At 40.0% G+C, this 19,438-nt stretch carries 18 protein-coding genes and 2 tRNA genes; 11 read left to right on the forward strand and 9 right to left on the reverse strand.

Annotated elements, in window-relative coordinates; translation table 11 throughout:
- Positions 1–20 precede the first annotated feature (20 nt).
- Entirely contained in the window at positions 21–1,526 is a 1,506-nt protein-coding gene (locus AACZ88_RS07875) for an outer membrane protein transport protein (protein ID WP_339708667.1), read from the reverse strand.
- Between the two features lie 41 nt (positions 1,527–1,567).
- A complete protein-coding gene (locus tag AACZ88_RS07880; protein WP_339708669.1) occupies positions 1,568–2,842 on the reverse strand; it encodes a hypothetical protein in 1,275 nt (424 codons plus the stop codon).
- 93 nt (positions 2,843–2,935) lie between these two features.
- Between AACZ88_RS07880 and proS the strand changes: the two genes are divergently transcribed.
- From proS to rpsT, 4 genes are all read left to right on the forward strand, one after another.
- Positions 2,936–4,411 (forward strand): proline--tRNA ligase, encoded by a 1,476-nt coding sequence (gene proS, locus AACZ88_RS07885; protein ID WP_339708671.1) that lies wholly within the window; start codon positions 2,936–2,938, stop codon positions 4,409–4,411.
- A gap of 151 nt (positions 4,412–4,562) precedes the next feature.
- Positions 4,563–4,637, forward strand: a tRNA-Glu gene (locus AACZ88_RS07890).
- A gap of 66 nt (positions 4,638–4,703) precedes the next feature.
- Positions 4,704–4,775 (forward strand) — tRNA-Glu (locus tag AACZ88_RS07895).
- A 59-nt stretch (positions 4,776–4,834) separates the two neighbouring features.
- Positions 4,835–5,086 (forward strand): 30S ribosomal protein S20, encoded by a 252-nt coding sequence (rpsT, locus tag AACZ88_RS07900; protein ID WP_339708673.1) that lies wholly within the window; start codon positions 4,835–4,837, stop codon positions 5,084–5,086.
- 147 nt (positions 5,087–5,233) lie between these two features.
- Here the strand turns inward: rpsT and AACZ88_RS07905 are convergent, their stop codons facing one another.
- From AACZ88_RS07905 to rho, 3 genes are all read right to left on the reverse strand, one after another.
- Complete coding sequence (locus AACZ88_RS07905) at positions 5,234–5,962, reverse strand: hypothetical protein (RefSeq protein ID WP_339708675.1); 729 nt, start codon at positions 5,960–5,962, stop codon at positions 5,234–5,236.
- Positions 5,963–6,001: 39 nt separating this feature from the next.
- The gene (locus AACZ88_RS07910) at positions 6,002–6,721 is read right to left on the reverse strand and encodes a hypothetical protein (RefSeq protein ID WP_339708677.1); all 720 of its coding nucleotides are present in this window, start codon (positions 6,719–6,721) and stop codon (positions 6,002–6,004) included.
- A 319-nt stretch (positions 6,722–7,040) separates the two neighbouring features.
- Entirely contained in the window at positions 7,041–8,705 is a 1,665-nt protein-coding gene (rho, locus tag AACZ88_RS07915) for a transcription termination factor Rho (RefSeq protein WP_339708679.1), read from the reverse strand.
- Positions 8,706–8,899: 194 nt separating this feature from the next.
- Between rho and AACZ88_RS07920 the strand changes: the two genes are divergently transcribed.
- A complete protein-coding gene (locus AACZ88_RS07920; RefSeq protein WP_339708681.1) occupies positions 8,900–9,310 on the forward strand; it encodes a DUF4293 domain-containing protein in 411 nt (136 codons plus the stop codon).
- A gap of 93 nt (positions 9,311–9,403) precedes the next feature.
- On the opposite strand, the gene AACZ88_RS07925 is transcribed toward AACZ88_RS07920, so the two are convergent.
- Positions 9,404–10,855, reverse strand: coding sequence for a sialate O-acetylesterase (locus AACZ88_RS07925; RefSeq protein ID WP_339708683.1), 1,452 nt, complete (start codon positions 10,853–10,855; stop codon positions 9,404–9,406).
- 88 nt (positions 10,856–10,943) lie between these two features.
- Entirely contained in the window at positions 10,944–11,438 is a 495-nt protein-coding gene (locus AACZ88_RS07930; RefSeq protein WP_339708685.1) for a metallophosphoesterase family protein, read from the reverse strand.
- Positions 11,439–11,537: 99 nt separating this feature from the next.
- Between AACZ88_RS07930 and truA the strand changes: the two genes are divergently transcribed.
- Complete coding sequence (truA, locus tag AACZ88_RS07935) at positions 11,538–12,296, forward strand: tRNA pseudouridine(38-40) synthase TruA (protein ID WP_339708687.1); 759 nt, start codon at positions 11,538–11,540, stop codon at positions 12,294–12,296.
- A 71-nt stretch (positions 12,297–12,367) separates the two neighbouring features.
- Positions 12,368–14,134, forward strand: a complete 1,767-nt coding sequence (locus AACZ88_RS07940) for an ABC transporter ATP-binding protein (protein WP_339708689.1) — start codon at positions 12,368–12,370, stop codon at positions 14,132–14,134.
- Here AACZ88_RS07940 and cdaA read toward each other — a convergent pair whose 3' ends face one another.
- On the reverse strand, positions 14,135–14,920 hold the full coding sequence (gene cdaA / locus AACZ88_RS07945) for a diadenylate cyclase CdaA (RefSeq protein ID WP_339708690.1): 786 nt from the start codon (positions 14,918–14,920) through the stop codon (positions 14,135–14,137). It abuts the gene before it with no gap.
- A 54-nt stretch (positions 14,921–14,974) separates the two neighbouring features.
- On the reverse strand, positions 14,975–15,799 hold the full coding sequence (gene folP, locus AACZ88_RS07950) for a dihydropteroate synthase (RefSeq protein WP_339708692.1): 825 nt from the start codon (positions 15,797–15,799) through the stop codon (positions 14,975–14,977).
- A gap of 111 nt (positions 15,800–15,910) precedes the next feature.
- Here folP and AACZ88_RS07955 point away from each other — a divergent pair, with 111 nt between their 5' ends.
- From AACZ88_RS07955 to prmA, 4 genes are all read left to right on the forward strand, one after another.
- On the forward strand, positions 15,911–16,459 hold the full coding sequence (locus AACZ88_RS07955; protein WP_339708694.1) for a DUF1599 domain-containing protein: 549 nt from the start codon (positions 15,911–15,913) through the stop codon (positions 16,457–16,459).
- A 116-nt stretch (positions 16,460–16,575) separates the two neighbouring features.
- Positions 16,576–17,673, forward strand: coding sequence for a BT_3928 family protein (locus AACZ88_RS07960; protein WP_339708696.1), 1,098 nt, complete (start codon positions 16,576–16,578; stop codon positions 17,671–17,673).
- A 65-nt stretch (positions 17,674–17,738) separates the two neighbouring features.
- Entirely contained in the window at positions 17,739–18,488 is a 750-nt protein-coding gene (gene tpiA / locus AACZ88_RS07965) for a triose-phosphate isomerase (RefSeq protein WP_339708698.1), read from the forward strand.
- 79 nt (positions 18,489–18,567) lie between these two features.
- Complete coding sequence (gene prmA / locus AACZ88_RS07970; RefSeq protein WP_339708700.1) at positions 18,568–19,404, forward strand: 50S ribosomal protein L11 methyltransferase; 837 nt, start codon at positions 18,568–18,570, stop codon at positions 19,402–19,404.
- Positions 19,405–19,438: the final 34 nt, after the last annotated feature.

Below are 19,438 nucleotides of genomic sequence, written 5' to 3' on the forward strand. Positions count from 1 at the left end.
CTTGTTTTAGAAAAATTTTCTTAGAAATTTAAGGTGTAACCTAAGGTTATATTTGTATTAACTGTGTTGACCAAAGCGGGTGTGGTCAAGCCTGTATCGAATAAAAAATTGTCAACATCCTGTTCGGTTCTATTGAAGGCAAGGTCTAATCGGCTTCCGGAAAAACTGAAGCCGATTCCTGCTGAAAAACCGTTCAAATCGCCAACAGTATTTCCATCTGCATACGGACTCTGTTCAAAGCGGTAACCACCACGAAGACTAATACGATTGATACGATACTCTCCACCGACCCGAAAAGAAGATACGGCACTGAGCTCACTGTTAATATCGGAATTTACACTTGCAAAATTTGCATCGCTATCTGGGCGCAACTCTGCCTTTGACATATCTTGGTAGCCGTAATCAAAGCTCAATAGTCCGTCTTTGCCAAAAATGACGGCCATACTACCTGTCAGCTTTCCTGGTGTTTTTATGGTATACGTGTCGAATAGGTTTACCACGTTCAATGTGATAAAATCAATATCGTTATCGGCGAGATCAGAATTGATACGTTGTGAAAAATCATCGGTCAATCGATACCAGGTAGGTGATTGGTAGCTGCCACCAAGTCGGACAAAATCATTCAGTTTTGCTATAGCCCCCAAACTGAACGAAAACCCGGACCCTTCGGTATGTAAAAGATTATCGAAAGTTATAAATTGAATTTCAGAATCTGCGTTATAACCCCTCTCTGTAAATTCATCATATCTGTCATAAAGAACATTATGAAAATTTAGGGATGCGCCTATATGAAGGCTTTCTTGAAACTGCGAAGCCATATTTAAAGTAAACTTGCTATTGTAACCCGAGGTATTCCTGGAAAACTCCTGATTTACAGACTGATACTCGGCATTGCTGATATAAGCGGTGTTGTCATCTTCCATGTCCACTGGATCGAGTATCCCTCCCCAGTAGCCGAGAAATGCCTGTTGATCGGAAAAACCCTGACTTGAGCCAATATCCAAATAGGCTTCCTCTAAGAATTCACCATCTTGAAGCAAAATCGCGCCAAAGGGAGTTCCTTGTGCAAAATTCAAAAAATAGTTGTCGATACCTTGATTACTGCTTCCAGCGATATAGATGTCATCCTCGAAGTTCTGCACTACGTCATAGTTGGCTGCCAAGGAGAATTTCTTCCATGGGGAATTGGTATTCGTATTCTTGAAGACAAAAACACCCCCTAGTTGATTAATTTCCAGCTTGTTCGAAGTGTTATCGGTGGTAGTTCCAAAATAAGTGGAGCTGTTGTCCCTGGAATAGCTGCTGACTGAAACAGAGAACAGACTATTATTGAATACCGAAGACCCTGCAGGGTTGCTGTTCAATGCAGAGAGGTCACCTCCAAGTGCTCCAAATGCCCCGGACATACCTTGATACCTTGCGGTTCCTTGAAGGTTTTCAGTGCTGTACCGCAATACATCATCAATGTTCTGGGCGCTTGCAAGAGTGCATACCAATAGTATTATGAACGTTAAATATTGTTTCATTTTTGGGAATTTTAAATCAATTTTTAAAGATTTTGGATTTTTTAATTGCGCCCACCGCGACTGCTCGAAGTTCGCGCTCCAGAAGAGCGTGATGAACTACTACTGCCGGAACTTCTGTAGCTACCACTACTTCGACTTGACGATGAGGTAGAAGGAGCGGTTGACCTGTAGGTGCTTGTTCTGGGAGCTGTGCTTCGATAGGTCTGATTGCTTTGTGAAGTAGCGCTTCTGCTATAAGTGCCACGGCTCTGTGTTCGATTGCCCGTGCTTCTGTAGGTTGATGTTCTGGTTCCTACTTTGGAGGAAGAACTACTTCTTGGAGAAGAACTGCGGTACGTCTGACTGGTTCTTGAAGAGCTATTGTAGCTGGGTACGGCCCTGGTACTTCTACTTGTTCTATAAGATTGATTTCGATCAACACCGACCCGTTGTCTAGAAACAGTATTGTTGGTATAAGTTCTTGAACTTCTCGAAGTGCTACTTCTGCCGACTGTAGATCTCGAAGAGGTGCTCGACCTATATCTTGGTGAATCAGTTCTTGAGGTTGTGGATATGCGGCTTCTTAGCGCACGTGAATTAGTACTTGCCGTCAAGTTGTTATTATAATACCCTCGTCTTCCTCTATTGTAGGCATAATTTCTATTTCCGTAATAACCATAATTGGCATAACCATAGTGCCGTGGGCCATACCATGGATTGTAGTATCCTCCCCATCCATAACCGTATCTGCCCCATCCACGGCCATAGTATCCGCCCCATCCCCATGGGCTTCCGTACCAAGGGTTGTAGTACCCTCCCCATCCATATCCGAATCCGCCGTAGCCCCAATTGTTCCATCCCCAATTGTTCCATCCCCAGTTGTTCCATCCCCAAGGACCACCAAAACCTGTGCCCCCGTAGATGTTGATGTCTACACTAGTAGCATTGTCTCCCCATCCTGCATACCCTGGATATTCATTGCCATTATCATAATAATCCGTTAACTGTGCTTCGGATATACTGTCGTTTGCAACATCACTGGAGTATGAATCAACATCGGTAAAAACTTCATTCTCTAGGGCCTCATCATATTGACTCGCTTTTTGACCAAAATAATCCGCATAGGTGTTATTCGCCTCTTTTTGTTCCGGATATTCATTTCTTTGAACCCTTTCTGTTGTTACAGGATCGTTCCCCCTACTATAAATGCCATCATTGTCATAATATGAGGCTTGTTGGTAAGAGCCACATGAAACAAACAATATGCTTAAAAGGGCCAATAAGGTAAGCCCAGTGGCGGTTCTGATTTTCGGAAGGGGTAGCGAATATATCATCATATCAATTTTTATTGTTGAACAGGTTAAAAATAATTAGTTTTACCGAATTATTTTGCTATACTGAGCACAAGTTTTGTGCCAAACTATAAATGGATGGGTAAAAACTTAACGAAGAGAGACGAGGATTATTCCAAATGGTACAACGAACTGGTAGTAAAGGCAGATTTGGCCGAAAACTCTGGTGTTAGAGGGTGTATGGTCATCAAACCCTACGGCTTTGCCATTTGGGAAAAGATGCAGGCCGGGTTGGATAAGATGTTCAAAGAAACAGGGCATGAAAATGCCTATTTCCCCTTATTTATTCCGAAGTCGTATTTAAGCAAAGAAGCAAGCCATGTCGAGGGTTTTGCCAAAGAATGTGCCGTGGTCACTCATTACAGATTGAAAAATGCAGAAGACGGCAGTGGGATTATTGTTGATCCCGATGCAAAACTCGAGGAAGAATTGATTGTTAGACCTACGTCGGAAACCATCATTTGGGACACCTATAGAAAATGGATACAGTCGTATCGCGACTTGCCCTTGCTTATCAATCAGTGGGCCAATGTGGTACGATGGGAAATGCGAACACGTCTTTTTCTACGCACTGCCGAATTCTTATGGCAAGAGGGGCATACGGCCCATGCCACGGAACCAGAAGCGATTGCCGAAGCCGAACAAATGATGAATGTTTATGCCGATTTTGCGGAAAATCATATGGCGATGCCCGTAATCAAAGGAATTAAGACCGAGAGCGAGCGTTTTGCCGGAGCCATAGAAACCTATTGTATCGAGGCGCTAATGCAAGACGGAAGAGCGCTTCAAGCAGGAACTTCACACTTTTTAGGACAAAATTTCGCAAAAGCCTTTGATGTTAAATTTGCGAATAAGGAAGGAAAACAAGATTTTGTTTGGGCTACTTCTTGGGGTGTTTCCACACGACTTGTTGGGGCTTTGATTATGACCCATAGCGATGATAACGGGTTGGTGTTGCCTCCAAAATTAGCTCCAATTCAAGTAGTCATTGTTCCCATTTATAAAGGATTGGATCAATTAGATGCCATTTCGGAAAAAGTAGAACCATTGGTAAAAGAATTAAGGGCAAAAGGAATATCCGTCAAGTTTGATAAAAGGGATACTCATAAACCGGGCTTCAAATTTAACGAATATGAGCTTAAGGGTGTTCCTGTACGTTTGGCTATCGGTAAACGTGATATGGAAAACCGTACCTATGAAGTTGCGCGAAGAGATACCTTGCAAAAGGAAATAGTGGCTATGGATGAGGTAGTCTCAAAAATTGAATTTTTGCTAGAGGATATACAGCGGAATATATATCAGAAAGCTTCTGATTTCAGAGAAAACCGGATTACCGAGGTGGCTACTTATGATGAATTTAAAGAAGTACTTGAGAAAAAAGGAGGTTTTATTTCAGCTCATTGGGATGGTACCATTGAAACGGAAGAGCGAATTAAAGCGGAGACCAAGGCAACGATTAGGTGTGTTCCTATTGATGTTAAGACGGAAGCAGGGGCTTGTATAGTTACTGGTAAACCATCTTCTAAGAGGGTATTGTTTGCCAAGGCATACTAATGATTGTAAAAAATAATATATAGGAGTTGCGATAGTAAAAAATAATTGTATTTTTGCATCCGCAATTAAACTAAAGTTGTGAGATCAAACTTTGGGAATGTGTTGAAATGCACTGCCGATAATTTTTGAGATTTCACTTGTAAGTTTTAATGGCCCGTTCGTCTAGGGGTTAGGACGCCAGGTTTTCATCCTGGTAACAGGGGTTCGATTCCCCTACGGGCTACCAAGGAGCAATGAATTGTTGCCTGTGAAGTTTAAAATTAAATTTTTAATTTTAATACATTGATTTAATGGCCCGTTCGTCTAGGGGTTAGGACGCCAGGTTTTCATCCTGGTAACAGGGGTTCGATTCCCCTACGGGCTACAAATTTAAGAGCATCAGAGCTCGGAAAAAGATATAATAAGTAGAATAACAAAAGAAAGATGGCAAATCACAAATCGGCATTAAAAAGAATTAGAAGAAACGAAGCCGTACGTCTTCGCAACCGTTATCAGCATAAAACTACGCGTAACGCAATTCGTAAATTACGCGCGGAAGAAAATAAAGAAGATGCCGAAAAATTGTTGCCAGAGGTTATCGGTATGATTGATAAACTTGCAAAGCGCAATATTATTCATGCGAACAAGGCAGGAAACCTTAAAGGTAAATTGACAAAACACGTAGCAGCTCTATAATTTGAGATTTTCTACTTGTAAAAGAAACGCCCTGGCAGACAGTCAGGGCGTTTTTTTGTTTGATAAAAAAGCTTTCTCTAAAGACTATAACTTTTGGTTGTTTCTGCTGTCATAGGTTTTTAAGTATAAGGGCTTTAGGTGTTCCCTTTAGTTGATTTCCATTTGTTTCCGTTGTTTCATACCGGGCGGTAATCTTCTTTTCATCCGTAGAAGCCCAATAATAAAACAAATATACATGGCGGCAATCAATGATAAATGTATTCTTCTTACATAAGGCGCTTCCGTTTCACCGCTTAAACTATTCATATAGCGGCTGATTTTAATTGGAAGATAGCCGGAATAAAAAATAAACAAACCTACGCTTAGCCAGCCTAAAATGTTGTTTTTGAGATTCATATCGTTTATCTCCGATAAGGGTTGTAACCCGTAGAATAATACGGTGACAAGTAGTATCAATCCCCCGAAAACGTAGGTGTAAATTTGGTTTTCAATTAATATATTCTGAAAAAAAGGATTAATTGCCGCGACAATCAGAAAAGCGAGGCCGCCGATGCGAATAATATTACGCTGTACATTATTCTCGATATAATTCGAAAACAAATAGAAGAAATAGCAGTAGAAAAAAACATTGTAAATATTATAGATTACGACAGTATACGAGTTATAGGCATCATCGAGGACCAGAGCATACTCTTCATAGTTGAAAATGAAATACCCTAAAATTTCGTTCAAAAAAGTATATAATAGTATTATCGGAAAATACTTTAAGGGGGTATCATAGTACTTTGAATATTTGACAACCGAAAGTATCAACGTTATGCCGTAAAACGGAATGAATGAATTCTCTAAAATTAAGTCTATTACACTGAAATACATGTTTGGTGGGGGATTCGTTGGCTACCGGTAGAGTTATTTCTAGTGTGGTGGCGGTGCCGAATTCCCTTCGTTCATGGTCACACTTTTATTGCCAAAGAAAACAGGTGCGGGCTTTGGGTGTGCAACTGATAGGTTAGGTAGAACCGATGCTTCATTGCGAAAAGAAGGCTCTTCTCTGTACCCTGTTTCTTGATTGGGGTATTTATCGAAGTTGTCTGATAAAAGTACCGCTTCTCGCTTACCGCCCTCTCCGTCAGCCGTATAGAAAATATAATCGCGTTCTCCTTTTTTTATGGTAGGGGAAATCATAACGGAGTTTTGTTTGGGGTGAACTACAGGTCGCCCATCAGGAAATTTATCCTTGTCAGGATAATTCGAAAAATAGAAGCGTAGCTGTGATATTTCCACATCGGCAGCGGCCGCTTCTTTTTCTATATATTCCAAATATTGTTTGATGGTATCGTAATCATAATAGACATATCTTGCCACGTCGAACTTAGTGGCCTCTTCGGCTTGGGCTTCCGTCTTATCGGTACTTCTGCCATTATCTTCATAGGTCTGAATAAGCGGGACTCTATGTTTTCCGTAAGAATCGTACATTTCTTTGGCATGTTCTATTGTAACTATCTGCTTGGGTGGCTCTGCATTGGTGTTTGGGTCGGTCACGACGTTATCATCCTCACATTTAGAACTGGTAAGACTTAAGAAAAGAACTGAAAGCGATAATAATTTCAGCAACCCAATATTTACTTTTTTCATGAAATTGGTAAATTTAATATTAACTTATTTAGTTGTTTTGCGCAAAAAGGGGGAATTGTATGCGTTTGCTTACAAATATATTTGAATTTGCTGATTTTTTAACATTTGAGTAAAAAATTCAAGGTATAATCGCGACATTTTTGAATTCCTAAAATTTCAAATTCAATATGCTTAAGATTGCTAATATTTGTAAATGTGATGTAGTATTCTTGTAATCATAATTTTATGCAATAACTGTATAGATGATAGATTTCATAAATAAAAAATCCCGATGGCCTTTTAAAGCTATCGGGATTTTATATTTGTAAGTATATAAATACTATTGATTCATGGTCATCAAGAATTCTTCGTTGTTTTTGGTTTGCTTGATGCGTTGCTCTATAAACTCCATTGCTTCTACTGGATTCATATCGGCAAGGTATTTTCGCAAGACCCACATGCGATGAATGGTATTTTCATCTAAAAGAAGATCGTCGCGACGTGTACTGGAAGAAGTCAAGTCGATGGCCGGGAATATTCTTCTGTTGCTGATTTTACGATCTAGTTGTAGCTCCATGTTACCGGTACCTTTGAATTCTTCAAAAATAACTTCATCCATTTTAGAGCCGGTTTCGGTAAGTGCCGTTGCAATAATGGATAGTGACCCTCCATTTTCGATGTTACGTGCAGCTCCGAAGAAACGTTTTGGTTTGTGCAGCGCATTGGCATCAACACCACCACTCAATACTTTACCAGAAGCGGGTTGTACTGTGTTATAGGCTCTTGCCAAACGGGTTATGGAGTCTAAAAGAATGACTACATCGTGTCCGCATTCGACCAAGCGTTTTGCTTTCTCTAGAACAATATTGGCCACGCGCACATGTTCCGTTGCTTCCTTGTCAAAGGTAGAGGCCACTACCTCGCCTTGAACATTACGCTGCATATCGGTAACCTCTTCAGGTCGCTCATCGATTAATAAGATAATCTGATAAACCTCAGGATGGTTAGCGGCAATAGCATTCGCAATGGCCTTAAGCAGCATGGTCTTACCTGTTTTAGGTTGTGATACTATCATGCCACGTTGTCCTTTTCCAATGGGAGAAAACAAATCGATAATACGTGTAGATATGTTGCTTTGGCGATCAGCTAGATTGAATTTTTCTTCCGGGAACAAAGGTGTCAGGTGTTCAAACGAGACTCGGTCGCGAACCACTTGCGGGTCGATTCCATTTATTTTGTTCACCTTGATTAAAGGAAAATATTTTTCTCCTTCTTTCGGGGGGCGTACATTGCCTAAAACCGTGTCTCCCGTTTTTAATCCAAAAAGACGGATCTGAGATTGTGATACGTAAATGTCGTCGGGAGAGGATAGATAGTTGTAATCTGACGAACGCAAGAAGCCGTAACCATCTTGCATGATATCTAGAACACCTTCGCTTTCAATGATGCTGTCAAATTCGAACTCGGGCTCTTTGTATCTGTTTTTTAAATCTTTATCAAAGTTGCTTGTTCGTTTTTCTTGACCATTTTTTTGATGATGGCCGGCCTTCTTATTGCTTTGGCCCTTGTGGGGAGTTGGCGTGCTTTGGTGATCTTTCTTTGGGTGATTGGTACTTACGTTCGCCCTAGCCTGAGGTTTTTTGTTTTCAGGCTCTTTTTCAGTAGCCTTGCTTGTATTGTTGGGCGCCTCTCTTTTGACTACCCGCTCTCTTTTAGGTTTCGGTTCCCTTTTTTCGGTCGATTCTCTTTTCGCAGCAGGTTCTCTTTTCGTAGCAGGTTTTGCTTTTGCGGCTGGAGCTCTTCTCGGTTTTTCTTGGGCAGGCTTTTCCTCCTTGATTTCCGTAACAACTGCCGCAGCAGCCTTAGGATTCGCTGCTTGTAGGTCTAGAATTTGATATACTAAATCCAGTTTTTTTAAAGTCTTGAATTTAGGAACGTTAAGTCCCTTTGCAATTTCCTGAAGCTCAGGCAGCTTTTTTGCTTTTAAATCTGAAATCTCAAACATTAAGTATGGTATAAATTATACGTCTTTAGATAAATAGTAAGAAGTGTATTGTTATCTGGGTATTACATGGGAAAGATTTCCCGTTTGGTAAGTGCTATAACTAATAACGACACAATAATACGAATTATTTTGATCAATTAGTCGATATTTTTTGAAAAGACGTGTATTTTTGCAACTCTAAAGGTGAAATTGTAATGATTCAACGTATACAGACCATTTTTCTATTCATAGTTATCCTTTTAACCGGGGTACTACCGTTCTGGGTGAATTTATGGTCAGATGCGAATGGCAATGAAATTTACGCCAACAACGAAATCATGGTATCGGGTATATTTTACGTGTCTGCCATATTGGCCATGATTGCTATTCTACTTTTTAAAAATCGAAAAAATCAATTTGTATTGAACAGATTGAATATGATATTGAATCTTTTTTTACTAGGATTTTTCGTTTATCGGTCGCTAAACTTATCCGGAGAGACCTCGGTCTCTGAGAAGGGTATTGGGATGTTGATTCCTGTATTTTCTATCGTTTTATTGGTCCTGGCCAACAGGGCCATCAAAAAGGATGAAGATCTCGTGAAATCTGTTGATCGTCTGCGTTAAACCTAACATCTTAGTAAGTATTAGTGCGTGTAAACCCCGATGGAAGCATCGGGGTTTTTAATTTTTGAGAAAGTCTGTTCTAACATATAGCCCCTATTTGGCAGCTTTCGTAGCATCGTCCCAATCGTCGGTTCTAAAAGAGGATGCCGGTAAAAGGTTGGTGTCGTAAAGCGTGCCCACGATCCAGTTGCGCCATGCGTACCTCACAGCGGCAGGGGTCGGCACTTTAGCGCTCTTTACCAAGATATTCTTGCGGTCTGTGATCATAGCTTCAGCAGGGTAGAAAATTTTATCTTTTCCGGCAATCTCAAAACCCTGTAGCTCGTCGTAGGCAAAAAGACCGGTTTCGGCATTGTCGAATTTTAAGAGAAGACCGCCGTCTTGTGCTTCAAAGGATGCAAAGGTGGGACCGGCATAATCTATGGTCTTGAATCCGTATGTTTCGTTCAGCGCATTAAAGAGTAAGCGGTCGGCTACTTCTTTCTTCTTTGGAGGGTGAATACAGTAGTCATCACCGATATCCATGGTAACCGCCATACCTGAATTCGGAATAAGATCTAAACATTGCAATTGTGTCTCGCGAATGAAGGCAGAATTGTCGGCAGTTGCGAACACTTCGTTATCACCATACATATACGGGGCGATTTGCGCATAATAAAAAGGAAAATCACCAATGTTCCATCGCGTTCGCCAATCTTTTACCATGGCCGGGAAGAGTTTTTTATAGTTTTCAGGTTCTCCGCGGTTTGACTCACCTTGGTACCACAACGCACCTTTTATCGTGAATGGAATCAACGGATGGATCATTGAGTTGTAAAGGGCCGTAGGAATATGGTTGGTACCTTTTGTGATGTCGACACCGTCAAGATCAACTTTTTGATAGTCTTCCATCGCTTCTTTGCTAAGCCAAGCCTGCACACTACTTCCTCCCCAAGAGGTGTGGATCATGCCTACGGGAACGTCTAAAATTTCTTGTAACCGTTGTCCGTAAAAATAGGCTATGGCACTAAAATCTTTGACAGTCTCCGGACTCGCGGCTTGCCATCCTGTATATTTTTCTACATCTTTTAAAGGAGTTTTAGAACCGATTCTATCTACGGTGAAGAGGCGTAAATTTGAGTTTTTGGATGACGAAATTGCTTCCAGTGCACCAAAAGTGGGTTGACCTGTATAGCCGTTCAAGGGTTGCTGCATATTTGATTGCCCTGAACAAAGCCAAACTTCACCAAAAAGAATATTCTCTAATAAAATATTCGAACCATCCCCGGTTATTTTTATCGTTTGAGGGCTTTTATTATTGGTTGTCTTTATCTCGGTTTTCCAGTTTCCCCCCTTATCGGTTTTCAACTCCAAAGGGGCGTTCAGCCATGAGGCTTTGATGGTTATTTTTTCGCCGGCATCGGCCCACCCCCACAAGGTTACGGTCGTATTGCGTTGTAAGACCATATCAGAGGAAACAATGGCGGGCAATTTTACTTCCGCCCGGCCAGGAGAAGCAAGTAATAGGCATAAAAGCATTAGAAAATAAAATGGTGTTTTTTTCATTCTTCAAGGTTTTAATGGGAGCATAAGCTTCCTTTTAATTTAAGTGTTTCGTTGTATTCTTCGATTTATCCTCTAAAAATAAACAATCTTATCGCTTTCCCAATTCGATGACTTCCAAATCTTTAATATCGGCACCATCTATAACAAATCGCAACATGGTGCGTACGTTGTGAAAACCATGTTTGCCACAGGCTCCAGGATTCATGTGTAAGACTCCTAGTTTTTTATCCCACATGACTTTTAAAATATGTGAGTGACCACTAATAAATAGTTTAGGGGTGTTCTTGAGTATTTTTGGCCGAGTTCTGGCATTGTATTTTGGAGGGTAACCACCAATATGCGTGATGTAAACGGCCACTTCTTCACAAAGAAATCGGTTGTTCAACGGAAATTCCTTTTGAATTACATGGTCATCAATATTGCCATATACGCCTCTAATCGGTTTGATTTTTGCCAGGGCATCGGTTACTGCAAGATTTCCGATATCGCCGGCATGCCATATTTCGTCGGCTTGTTTTGCATATTTTAGAATGGCATCATCGATATGGCTATGGGTATCTGAAAGCAGTAGAATCTTTGTCATATATTCGAATTCATCTTTGGCTGCGGGGAGTTTATGGGGCAATTTGGAACTCCTAACTCCTAACTAGTATCTTTGCGCTCACAAATCTAAAGAATCACGTTGAGATATTTTATAGAGTTTTCATACGTTGGGAAACAATACCACGGTTGGCAAAAGCAGCCCAATGCCTTAAGTGTTCAACAAGTTTTGGAAGATGCATTGTCAAAACTTCTTCGACAAACTATGGCATTAGTGGGTGCAGGTCGTACCGATGCGGGCGTACATGCCAAGCAAATGTTCGCACATTTCGACTATGATTCAGTAATTGATGTGAATAATCTGGTGTACCGCTTGAATGCTTTTCTGCCTGATGATATTGCCGTGCATGCCATTTTTGAAGTTGAAGCGGGATCCCATGCCCGCTTTGATGCTATTGAACGGGCTTATGAGTATTGGGTGATACAAAAGAAAAATCCCTTTTATAGCGAATGGGCGCATTATGTAAAGCATCCATTGGATATAAAAAAAATGAACGAAGCGGCTGGGCAGCTTCTAGAATATGAAAATTTTGAATGTTTTTCAAAATCGAACACTGATGTCAAGACCTACTTATGTACTATTAAAAGGGCTGAATGGGTCAATCATGAAGGAGTTTTGGTATTTACTATTGTAGCCAATCGCTTTTTGAGAAATATGGTCAGAGCCATTGTAGGAACCTTACTTGATGTGGGCACAGGTAAGAATGGTGTTGAAGATGTTAAGGCCATCATAAAAAGTGGTGACCGCAAAAACGCAGGACCTTCAGTCCCTGCAAAAGGGTTATATTTGACGAAAGTTTTATATCCAAAAACCATTTTAAACAGTACGGAAATTAACTAGCTCTGGCTCACTAAATTGCGACATGAAATTTAAGTTTGGTCGAAGGTTGGTTGATTTAATAATAAACAAGTATGAGCACAGATACGGGAAAAGCTTTTGATACTCGACTCTTCAAACGGGTTATGGCGCATACCCGACCTTACAAGTTCACTTTTATTTTAGTGGCGGTGGCCGCTATAGTTTCATCGGGCTTTGCAGTGATGAGTCCTTATATTTTGCAGAATATTGTCGATGATGCGATTATAAAGTCCGATTCTGAAAAATTACTATCACTTACCTTGCTTATGCTGGCTGTATTATTGGGGCAGGTGATAAGCCAATTATTGTTTAATTACTATGCAAATTGGTTGGGCGAATCGGTAATCAAAGATGTGCGCATCGACCTTTTTAGGCACATGCTTGGGTTTCGTATGAAATATTTTGACAATTCTTCCCTTGGTGTTTTGGTTACGCGGGCGGTAGCTGACATGCAGCGTATTGGAGAGATTTTTAGCCAAGGTTTTTTTGTCATTTTTGCTGATTTGTTAAAAATGATAGCAGCTGCCGGAATGATGCTTTATATGAACTGGAGGTTGTCGCTTATCGTTTTTGCCATACTTCCGGTGATTCTATATGCCACACGTTTGTTTCAACAGGCAATGAAAGTAGCCTTTATCGAAGTACGGGCACAGGTTTCCAACTTGAACTCTTTTGTTCAAGAGCGTATTACCGGTATGAAAATCGTACAGTTGTTTACACGAGAAAAAATTGAAGCGGAAAAATTTCGTGAAATCAATGAGAAGCATCAAAATGCTTGGCTTAAAACGGTATGGTACAATTCAATTTTCTTTCCGATAGCAGAGATTGTATCCTCTGTTGCGGTTGGTCTGGTGGTTTGGTACGGTGGTCTTCAAAATGTGACGAATATAAGTGATAACATTGCGGGAACGATATTCGCATTCATTCTATTTATAGAGATTTTATTTCGTCCGCTCCGTCAAATTGCCGATAAATTCAATACCCTTCAAATGGGTATGGTGGCCGCGAATCGGGTTTTTAAAATACTGGACACTCAAAGTAATATTGAAGATTTAGGTACGGTGGTGAAGGAAGCTGTAAAAGGGGATATTAAATTTTCCAATGTTCATTTTGGATATTTGGAAAATGAAGAAGTGCTGCATGGAATTTCCTTTGAAGTGAAAGCTGGTGAAACCGTGGCCATTGTCGGAGCTACCGGTGCCGGGAAATCTACCATTATTAATTTACTGAATCGATTTTATGAGATTAATTCGGGTAGCATTTCGGTCGATGGTACTGATATCAAGGATTACAAATTGGCATCCTTGAGGGGGCATATCGCCGTAGTTTTGCAAGATGTTTTCCTATTTGCCGATACCATAGCTAACAATATTTCATTAAAGGATCCCTCGGTAAGTGTTGAGGATATTGAGCGGGCTGCCAAAGAGATCGGGGTGCATGAATTTATAAGCAGTTTGCCGAGTGGTTATCAATATAATGTTAAAGAGCGGGGCACTATGCTTTCAAGTGGCCAACGTCAACTTATCGCGTTTTTACGGGCGTATGCCAGCAACCCAAGTATTCTTGTGTTGGATGAAGCCACGTCTTCCGTAGATACCTATTCAGAGCAATTGATACAACGGGCTACCGATAGAATTACCGAAGGCAGAACCAGTATTGTAATTGCACATCGGTTGGCAACAGTCAAGAAGGCCGATAAAATATTGGTTATGGATGCTGGAAAGATTGTTGAAACAGGTACCCACAAACAACTTTTGAAAAAAGACGGATATTATAGCAGTCTTTATGAGGCTCAGTTTATGGCGGAAGAGGTGGCGTAATTAGATTAAATCCTCCTTCAGCATCGTTTTGAGTTCCTCTAAATCTTTGAAATGAGCAAAACCTCCGTTTTTTATATAGGAGATGCCTCCCGTTTCTTCGCTCACGACTATCGACAAAGCATCGGTCTTTTCAGAAATACCTAGAGCTGCCCGATGTCGCAGTCCATATTTTAAGGGAATCTTTCGTTCATTGGAAACAGGAAGGATTACCCTTGTTGCAACAATATAGTTGTTAACGATTACTGCCGCGCCGTCATGCAGCGTACTGTTCTTATAAAAAATACTTTCTATAATAGGTTGGTTCACCTCGATGTTCATATTATCGCCGGAAGACTTTATGAAATCTAAAGAATTATTGCGTTCGATAACCAGAATAGCACCTGTCTTGGTCTCACTCATTTTTTGGCATGCATTCACAATTTCATCAATATTCGTAGAGGTTGTCAACCCTTCTTGCCGTAAGAATTTAAAGTGTTTGAGAAAGTTGCGTTTGTTGGCAAAATTGGTCGACCCGATCATCAGTAAAAACTTTCTAATCTCTTGTTGAAATACAATTATCAATGCAATAAGGCCCACTTGCATAAACGCACCGACCATACTACTGATCATTTCCATGCCCAAGAGTTCGGTGAGTTTCCAAAAACCCCAGACGATAACAATGCCCAGAAATATATTGATGGCAACCGAACCACGGACCAGTTTATAAATGTAATAGAGAAGTACTGCGACTAAAATGATGTCGAGGACATCGGTAATCTCGAAGTCGATAAAATTCAAAAAATCCAATTAGTACCGTTTTTGTAAAATTATGAAAAATAGATGAACAAAAATTCAATCGTTTTATGATGCAAGCGCTTTTGCCAATTTAATGCATTCTACAGCCTCTTTTACATCGTGAACCCTTAAAATTGAAGCTCCATTTTGTAGTGCGACCATATTTAGTGCTGTGGTGCCGTTGAGCGCATTTTCTGCACCACCACCTACAATTTTATAAACCATAGATTTTCGACTTAGACCAGCCAATAAGGGTAGTTCTAGGGTATTGAATAAATGCAATTGTCGAAGTAACTCATAATTTTGTTCCAAATTTTTGGCAAAACCAAAGCCTGGGTCGACAATGAGATCGTTAATTGACTTTGACCTGGCCAAGGCGATGCGTTCTGAAAAAAAATGAAGTATCTCGGTAAGTAAATTTTCATATGTAGTATTTTGCTGCATGTTTTTGGGCATGCCCCTCATGTGCATCATAATATAAGGTACTTGATAAGTGGCAATGGTGTCGAACATGTCTTTATCTAACATTCCTGCCGAAATATCATTGATCAATGCTGCCCCGGCTTGTAAGCATTGCGCTGCCACAGTACTGCGGAAAGTGTCAATGGAAAGTAGGCTTTCAGGAAATTCTTTCTGTAATGCCATTATCATCGGAACTATTCTTTTTGTTTCAATTTCTTCGGGTATTTCTGCTGCGCCTGGTCGAGAACTATAGGCGCCGACATCGATAAAGGTGGCCCCTTCACCTAACATGGTTTCCGCCTGTAGTAAAATGTTCTTTTTTTTGGTGTACTTTCCACCGTCGTAAAATGAATCAGGGGTTATGTTAAGAATACCCATAACTTTGGGCTGGCTCAAATCAATTAATTTTCCTTTGCAATTGATAGTCATATTTGATAAAGTTGAAGGAATTGGGCTTGATAAACCGAGTTTAAAGCGCGAACTTTGGCGAATTGAAATTTTAAGCGAAATTTACCACTTAAGTGGTAGTAAAAAAAATAGATGCAGCAAACTTCTGAACAATACGATGGCGTGGTAACTATTTGCCGGAATCTGTTTCAAAAAAAAATGAAGGATTATGGTAGCGCTTGGCGTATTTTGAGGCTTCCTTCCCTCACCGATCAAATATATATCAAAGCACAACGCATACGAAGTTTGCAAGAAAACCAAGTGCGAAAAGTAGATGAGGGAGAACGTTCAGAGTTTATCGGTATCATTAATTATGCTATAATGGCCCTGATTCAGTTAGAAATGGGCATCGCCTCTGAACCTGATCTTTCCGAGGAAAAAGCGATAGCGCTATATGATAAGCATAGTTCGCAAACAAAATTGCTTATGGAGCATAAGAATCATGATTACGGGGAAGCTTGGCGCGATATGCGCATAAGTTCTTTGACCGACTTGATTCTACAAAAATTGTTACGCGTTAAACAGATAGAAGATAACAAAGGGAAGACTTTGGTCAGTGAAGGAATCGATGCAAATTATCAAGACATGATTAATTATGCCATTTTTGCATTGATACTTATGGAAGAGGGCCAATCTGAATAGGGTTAGATCTTAGCTAAAATTTATTATGGTCAAAAAAACATATAGTTTAAGTATGGATTTTAATTTCTGCGCTACAATCGGCATGTCGAATACCTGAATATTAACTGAAGAAAAACATGAAATATATAGTCGGTTTATCTCGTATAATAGTTGGAGTGCTTTTTATTATTAGCGGTTTTATAAAACTTAATGATCCCATTGGTTTTTCGTTTAAGCTTCAGGAATATTTCAGTACAGGGGTTTTAAACCTTCCGTTTTTTGAGCCCTATACGTTGGCTATTTCCATTTTTGTGGTCATTTTCGAAGTAATGTTGGGCGTGATGCTCCTGATCGGTTTTCGAGCCAAGTTTACAGTTTGGAGCTTATTGCTCATGATTGTCTTTTTTACATTCTTGACTTTTTATTCGGCTTATTTTAATAAGGTAACGGACTGTGGCTGTTTCGGAGATGCTATAAAATTGACACCGTGGGAGTCGTTTACGAAAGATATTGTTCTTCTTGTTTTGATTGTTATTTTATTTATGGGCAGGAAGTATATTAAATCAATCTTTGGGCCCAATACCAAAAGGGTTATTACCGTAATCGCATTGGTCTTATGTGGGGTATATGCCAATTACGTGCTAAACCATTTGCCGGTTGTTGATTTTAGACCGTATAAAATCGGTGCAAATATCGAAGAGGGTATGGGAGTGCCCGAAGACGCTCCCAAGGCTATATTCGAATATGCCTGGAAATTTAAGGTCGATGGTGAAGATGAGATTTTTGTGACTCAAGGTGATTACCCTTCTGTCAAAGGTGAGTTTATCGACGTAGAGACTACAGAAATACAGAAAGGATATGAACCGCCCATACACGATTTTACCATAGAACAACAGGGTGAAGATTTTACCGCGGAATTGCTTCAAGAACCGAAGTTGGTTATGGTGGTGGCTTACGACTTACGAAAAAGTAATAAACCCGTTTTCGAACATATAAAAAAGATCACCGATAATGCTATAAAGAAAGGGTATAAGGTAATCGCTATGTCGGCATCAAATGATGAGCAGACTCGGCAATTGCGCCAGACTTATGATTTGAATTTTGAGTTTTATTTTACTGATGAAACTACTTTAAAAACTATAGTTCGTTCGAACCCAGGTGTTTTGGTATTGGAAAAAGGAACTATCAAACAAAAGGTACATTATAAAGATTTAGAAAATTTGGAATTCAAATGATTGAATTCTTACCACGTTAGAAACGGTCTAAGTGCATAAAATTTTAGAAATTAAATACAACGAAAATGAGAAGTAAAATTGTTGCAGGAAATTGGAAAATGAATAAAAACATGAAAGAAACGGAAGCCTTGCTTACCGAGCTTTCCGCAAAAATGCCCGATACCAAAGCCGAGGTCATGGTGGCGCCCACTTTCGTGAATTTGGCCAAGGCCGTACGTACGCTAGAATCTTCGACCATTGAGGTCATAGCCCAGAATGTACATTTTGCTGAAAATGGAGCATATACCGGCGAAATCTCAGCTGATATGTTGTTAAGTGTAGGTGTCGAGACTGTAATTATTGGTCATTCTGAAAGACGGGCTTATTTTGGGGAAACCGATGAGATTTTGGCTAAAAAAGTGGTTGCGGCACTAGATAAGGGTATGCGTGTCATGTTTTGTTTTGGGGAAGAATTGGAAGATAGAAAATCTGACAACCATTTTAGTCTTGTAGAAAGTCAATTAAAAAATGCATTATTTTCTTTGGAAGCCAGTGCATGGTCGAACATTGTATTGGCGTATGAACCTGTTTGGGCTATTGGAACAGGAGAAACGGCTTCACCTGAGCAGGCCCAAGAAATGCATGCCTTTATTCGAAAAACGATTACAGAGGCTTATAATGCTACGATAGCTGATAATGTTGCGATTCTCTATGGAGGGAGTGTTAAACCGGCCAATGCGGAAGAAATTTTCTCTAAACCTGATGTTGATGGTGGACTCATTGGTGGGGCCTCTTTAAAAGCCGATGATTTTGTAGCGATCATAAATGCCATTTAAACAAGATAAATCTTTATGGGAGGTTATCGTTTACAACATCGATAACCTCCAATATTTTATTCATTAGATAAAATAGCTCATGTCTGATACCGTTTATGTAGAATATAATTTTAAGATTGAGCCTCAACAGCCTGCTTCCGATATTTTGATCGCCGAATTGGGAGAGGCGGGTTTTGAAAGTTTCGTTGAGAATGAAGAAGGGATTTTGGCGTACATCCAAAAGGCTGATTGGAACGATGCTATTCTAAAGGATATTCAGGTTTTTGATAATGAAAATTTTAAAATAGACTTCTCTTTAAAAGAAATCGAACAAGAAAATTGGAACGCTACTTGGGAGCAAAATTTCGATTCCATTCAAATCGGAAAACAATGTATGGTTCGCGCTCCTTTTCATGAAAAGCCAACGACCGAATACGATATCGTTATTGAACCAAAAATGAGTTTTGGTACGGGCCATCATGAAACCACCCATATGATGCTGCAGTTTGTTTTAGACCATGATTTTGATGGTAAATCGGTTTTAGACATGGGGTCGGGAACTGGAGTACTGGCTATTTTGGCCGCAATGAAAGGTGCTTCCCATATTGATGCTATCGATATTGATAATTGGTGCTACTTAAATGCAAAAGAAAATGCTGAAAGGAACAATTGTGATCATATCAATGTGAGAGAGGGAGATAGTAGTCTGTTAGGGCCGATGAAATACGATATTATTTTGGCGAATATCAATCGAAACATATTGTTGAATGATCTTCCAAGGTATGCCGAATGTCTTAAAAATGATGGTCTGTTATTTCTAAGTGGGTTTTATTCCGAAGACATTTCTACGATTTCTGCAAAATGCAGGGAGTTAAACCTAGAATTTGAAAAAAACATCGAAAAAAACAATTGGGTTGCCGTAAAATATGTATTTTAGGGAGTGTTATACTGGTAGAAAAGAATGTCTAAAT

Origin of the sequence: uncultured Kriegella sp. (assembly GCF_963975415.1) — a bacterium.
Classification (GTDB): domain Bacteria; phylum Bacteroidota; class Bacteroidia; order Flavobacteriales; family Flavobacteriaceae; genus Kriegella.

Bases quoted from the DNA above. Each gene is read 5' to 3' on its own strand.
- AACZ88_RS07875 (WP_339708667.1), bottom strand. From the start codon at position 1,526: ATGAAACAATATTTAACGTTCATAATACTATTGGTATGCACTCTTGCA.
- AACZ88_RS07940 (WP_339708689.1), top strand. From the start codon at position 12,368: ATGAGCACAGATACGGGAAAAGCTTTTGATACTCGACTCTTCAAACGG.
- AACZ88_RS07960 (WP_339708696.1), top strand. From the start codon at position 16,576: ATGAAATATATAGTCGGTTTATCTCGTATAATAGTTGGAGTGCTTTTT.
- AACZ88_RS07925 (WP_339708683.1), bottom strand. From the start codon at position 10,855: ATGAAAAAAACACCATTTTATTTTCTAATGCTTTTATGCCTATTACTT.
- AACZ88_RS07955 (WP_339708694.1), top strand. From the start codon at position 15,911: ATGCAGCAAACTTCTGAACAATACGATGGCGTGGTAACTATTTGCCGG.
- rho (WP_339708679.1), bottom strand. From the start codon at position 8,705: ATGTTTGAGATTTCAGATTTAAAAGCAAAAAAGCTGCCTGAGCTTCAG.
- AACZ88_RS07905 (WP_339708675.1), bottom strand. From the start codon at position 5,962: ATGTATTTCAGTGTAATAGACTTAATTTTAGAGAATTCATTCATTCCG.
- AACZ88_RS07880 (WP_339708669.1), bottom strand. From the start codon at position 2,842: ATGATGATATATTCGCTACCCCTTCCGAAAATCAGAACCGCCACTGGG.
- AACZ88_RS07920 (WP_339708681.1), top strand. From the start codon at position 8,900: ATGATTCAACGTATACAGACCATTTTTCTATTCATAGTTATCCTTTTA.
- AACZ88_RS07910 (WP_339708677.1), bottom strand. From the start codon at position 6,721: ATGAAAAAAGTAAATATTGGGTTGCTGAAATTATTATCGCTTTCAGTT.
- proS (WP_339708671.1), top strand. From the start codon at position 2,936: ATGGGTAAAAACTTAACGAAGAGAGACGAGGATTATTCCAAATGGTAC.
- AACZ88_RS07930 (WP_339708685.1), bottom strand. From the start codon at position 11,438: ATGACAAAGATTCTACTGCTTTCAGATACCCATAGCCATATCGATGAT.
- rpsT (WP_339708673.1), top strand. From the start codon at position 4,835: ATGGCAAATCACAAATCGGCATTAAAAAGAATTAGAAGAAACGAAGCC.
- folP (WP_339708692.1), bottom strand. From the start codon at position 15,799: ATGACTATCAATTGCAAAGGAAAATTAATTGATTTGAGCCAGCCCAAA.
- tpiA (WP_339708698.1), top strand. From the start codon at position 17,739: ATGAGAAGTAAAATTGTTGCAGGAAATTGGAAAATGAATAAAAACATG.
- prmA (WP_339708700.1), top strand. From the start codon at position 18,568: ATGTCTGATACCGTTTATGTAGAATATAATTTTAAGATTGAGCCTCAA.